The organism is Burkholderia sp. AU31652 (assembly GCF_002223155.1).
Lineage (GTDB): Bacteria > Pseudomonadota > Gammaproteobacteria > Burkholderiales > Burkholderiaceae > Burkholderia.
Map to the genome: position 1 here is coordinate 1 of NZ_NKFG01000018.1, position 551 is coordinate 551.

A 551-nucleotide genomic window follows, 5' to 3' on the forward strand; every position below is an offset into this window, starting at 1 on the left:
CCGCGAATGCCTCGTTGATCTCCATCAGGTCCAGGTCGCCCGGCGTCCAGCCCGCGCGCTCCAGGCACCGGCGCGATGCCGGCACCGGGCCCATCCCCATCACGCTCGGATCCACGCCCGCGTTCGCATACGCCTTGATCCGCGCCAGCGGCGTCAGGCCGAGTGCCGCCGCCTTCTGCGCCGACATCACCAGCACCGCCGCCGCGCCGTCGTTCAGCCCCGACGCGTTCGCCGCCGTTACCGAGCCGTCCTTCGAGAACGCCGGCTTCAGCCCGGCCAGCGATTCCGCCGTCACGCCGTGACGCACGAATTCATCGGTGGCGAACTGCAGCGGCTCGCCTTTGCGTTGCGGAATCGCCACCGGCACGATTTCATCGTCGAAGCGGCCGGCCTTCTGCGCGGCTTCCGCCTTGTTCTGCGACAGCGCCGCGAACGCGTCCTGCTCTTCGCGCGTGATCCCGTATTCCTTCGCGACGTTCTCCGCCGTGATGCCCATGTGGTACTGGTTGTACACGTCCCACAGGCCGTCGACGATCATCGTGTCGACCAGC

At 68.4% G+C, this 551-nt stretch carries 1 pseudogene; it reads right to left on the reverse strand.

The annotated features are described in order from the left end of the window. Positions 1-551, reverse strand: a pseudogene (locus tag CFB40_RS37610) (acetyl-CoA C-acetyltransferase); the annotation flags it as partial.